General features: G+C 34.7%; 2 protein-coding genes. Both read left to right on the top strand.

From position 1 onward, the window contains the following. Nucleotides 1-2,221: phosphopantetheine-binding protein (locus tag F6K27_RS14920; RefSeq protein WP_287275971.1), on the top strand; the 2,221-nt coding region annotated here is incomplete at its 5' end. Between the two features lie 192 nt (nucleotides 2,222-2,413). Next, nucleotides 2,414-3,500, top strand: a 1,087-nt coding sequence (locus tag F6K27_RS14925) for a nitrilase-related carbon-nitrogen hydrolase (protein ID WP_287275973.1), incomplete at its 3' end; no start/stop codon positions are given.

Genomic DNA, 3,500 nt, shown 5'->3' on the forward strand with positions numbered 1-3,500 from the left:
ACTGTATATTCTAGACAAACATCAGCAACCAGTCCCCCTAGGAGTACCAGGAGAATTGTACATCGGCGGGGCTGGTTTAGCTCGTGGATATCTGAACAGACCAGAATTAACAGCAGCAAAATTCATTATCTGGAAGGAGTCAGGAGGTAGGGACGTTGCATGCAACGTCCTTACGGAGTCAGAATTTGGAAGGGAAGAATTTGTAGGGGCGAATGGCTATTCATCCCTACAGAAGTTAGAAGGGAAGAGGTTATATAAGACAGGAGATTTAGCTCGTTATTTATCCGATGGCAATATAGAATATTTGGGTCGCATTGATAATCAGGTGAAAATTCGCGGTTTCCGTATTGAACTTGGAGAAATAGAAGCAGTATTAAATCAACATCCTGCAATACAGCAGTCAGTAGTAATCATGCGAGAAGATAGAGAAGGCGATCGCCGTTTAGTTGCCTATTTTGTCAGTAGTATTGACGAAACCTCAAATTCAAACAACAATTTTGGAAAAACTGCAACTAATTTGCCTGAAAAAACCCTCTCAGATTCTCTTCACAGCGAACTGCGTCTCTTCTTAGCAGAAAAATTACCAGAGTACATGATTCCCATATTTGTACCTCTCAAAAAACTACCTCTAACAGCAAATGGGAAAGTAGATCGACGCTCTTTACCTAAACCGGAGTCAGTACAATCTAGGTCAAAGGCTAAATTTGTAGCTGCACGCACTCCTGAAGAAAAGCTATTAGCAGATATTTATGCAGAAGTTTTAAAAATTCCTCAAGTTAGCATATACGATAACTTTTTTGAGTTAGGTGGACATTCCCTCACAGCAATGCAATTAGTTTCTAAAATATCCACAGCAATGAATGTTAGTCTTTCACTACAAAGTTTATTGTCACATCCCACAATTGCTGAATTAACTGATAGTATTACCGAATTACTACAAAACCAAAAAGATACTCATACTAATGAATTTCCCAAAATATTAAATCAGGCAAATCAGGAACTTATTAATCATAAAAAATCTGAATTTCTAGAAGTTGAACATCGTTCTTTATTGTCTTTATTGTCCGTAGGAAAAATTCCCCCTGTAGATTCTGCATCTTTAGGTTGCATAGATGCATCCTATCTAGCAACTTCTGGTTTAAGTCGGGATTATGTTGTTGAAAATTTCTTTGAAAATCTTCCATTTTTGAGAAGTGTCCGAGAAACTAATTGCGGTCGAATTGCTGGCATAATTATACCTGAACTTAGTTCAGAGCTATATAGCAATCAGGATGTTCTAGTTAGTAAAATTATTGAAGCTTTAGAAATGGCTGGGCGAATAGGTGCTAAATGTGTTTCTTTGACTGGCTTAATTCCTTCTGCTACTGATTATGGTCGTGCTATTACAAAAGCAATTGCTAATCGCCAGGATTTGCCCAAAATTACTACTGGACATGGAACTACTGGTGCTGCTGTTATACTCACTATTAAAAAGGTTTGCGAGGAAAGCGGACGGAATTTAAGTGGAGAAAAAGTTGGATTTTTAGGTTTAGGTTCGGTAGGGACAAATGTACTTTCATTAATGCTTAAATGTTTACCACATCCTCAAGAAATTACTCTTTGTGATATTTATAGTAAGTTAGATTTACTAGAGAATATTAAGCAAGAATTAGTTGAAATTTTTGGCTTTAAAGGTAAAATAAATTTAGCATTATCAACAACAGTAGTACCTCCTGAAATTTACAACTCTACTTTAATTGTTGGTGCTACAAATGTGCCTAATGTATTAGATATTATACAAGTTAAGTCGGGTACTATTATTATTGATGATTCAGCTCCCCATTGTTTTGACCCAGACTTAGCTATTCAACGCTTTGAGGAACATGGAGATATTTTATTTAGTGAAGGTGGAGTGTTGCGATCGCCCGTTCCTATTAATAGTTTAATCTACTTTCCACCACATATAGCAAACCTAATGAGCAACGATCAAAGAGAAACAACTTTAAATCCAAACCCTTTTAATATAATGGGTTGCGCTTTTTCCAGTTTACTTTCATCTCGGTTTGAGCAACTACAACCAACTGTGGGGTTTGTTGATGGGCAACATTCTCACTCACATTATCAAGTTTTGCAAGAATTAGGATTTGAAGCAGGGGATCTACATTGTGGTGAATATGTACTTCCAAAAACATCAATTGCCAATTTTCGACACCATTTTGGCAAAGATTTAGGAAAGCAGTAACTATAGTTATTAGACCATTATTGCCTTTAAATTTAATTAGGAATTTTGATTAAGTAAGTTCCTAATTAAAACCACATTCAAAATCTACTGTAAATTTCACTTCCACGTTAATATTATCACTGCTTATACAAACATAATATATATTTTACAGGAAAAAAAAATCCTTTTATAATAATTAATTAGATACAATTTATGAAAATATCTCTCGCTCAAATTAACCCTATTATTGGTGATATTTATGGTAATGCTAAATTAATTTTAGAGGCAGCGCAAAAAGCACAAATTTTAAATGCTAAGTTGATGATAACTCCAGAATTATCATTGATAGGTTATCCACCACGAGATTTATTAATTTATCCTAGTTTGATTGAAGCTGCTGCTGTAGAATTAGAAAGTTTAGCTCAAAATTTACCATCAGAAATAGCTGTTTTAGTAGGAACTGTAACTTTTAATTATCAAGCTGCTGAAAAAGGAGAAAAATCTTTATTTAATAGTGCAGCTTTATTAAGCAATGGAAAAGTCAAACAAATATTTCATAAACGACTTTTACCGACTTATGATGTCTTTGACGAAGACCGATATTTTGAACCTGGCAAAAGTAGCGATTTTTTCACATTAGAAATTTCTCCAGAAATATCAGAATCTTCAGCTAAAGTTGGTGTGACTATTTGCGAAGATTTGTGGAATGATGCAGAATTTTGGGGAAAGCGAAATTATACTTGTGATCCGATGAAAGAATTAGCGGAACAACAGGTTGATTTTGTAGTTAATATGTCAGCTTCTCCTTACCGAGTAGGCAAACAAAAATTGCGAGAGGCGATGTTAGAACATAGTACGAATCGTTATCAAATACCAATTATTTATGTTAATCAAGTTGGTGGAAATGATGATTTAATTTTTGATGGCTGTAGTGTAGTTTTTAATAGTGTTGGGAATGTGATTTATCATGCTAAAGCTTTTGAAACAAGTTTGGCAGTTGTAGAATTTAATTCGGCAAAAAAAGATTTAACTTCAGAGAATTTTGAAAGTATAGATTTGCCCAAAAGTGAGGATGAAGAAATTTGGTCTGCTTTGGTTTTAGGCGTAAAAGATTATCTGCACAAGTGTAGTTTTTCTAAAGTTGTTCTAGGTTTAAGTGGGGGAATAGATTCAGCTTTAGTTGCAGCGATCGCTACTGCTGCTTTAGGTAAAGAAAATGTTTTTACTATTTTAATGCCTTCTCCTTACAGTTCCGATCATTCTGTTAAAGATGCTTTGGAATTAGTGGAAAATTTGGGTG

It is taken from the genome of Okeania sp. SIO2F5, from assembly GCF_010692685.1.
GTDB classification, from domain to species: domain Bacteria; phylum Cyanobacteriota; class Cyanobacteriia; order Cyanobacteriales; family Microcoleaceae; genus Okeania; species Okeania hirsuta.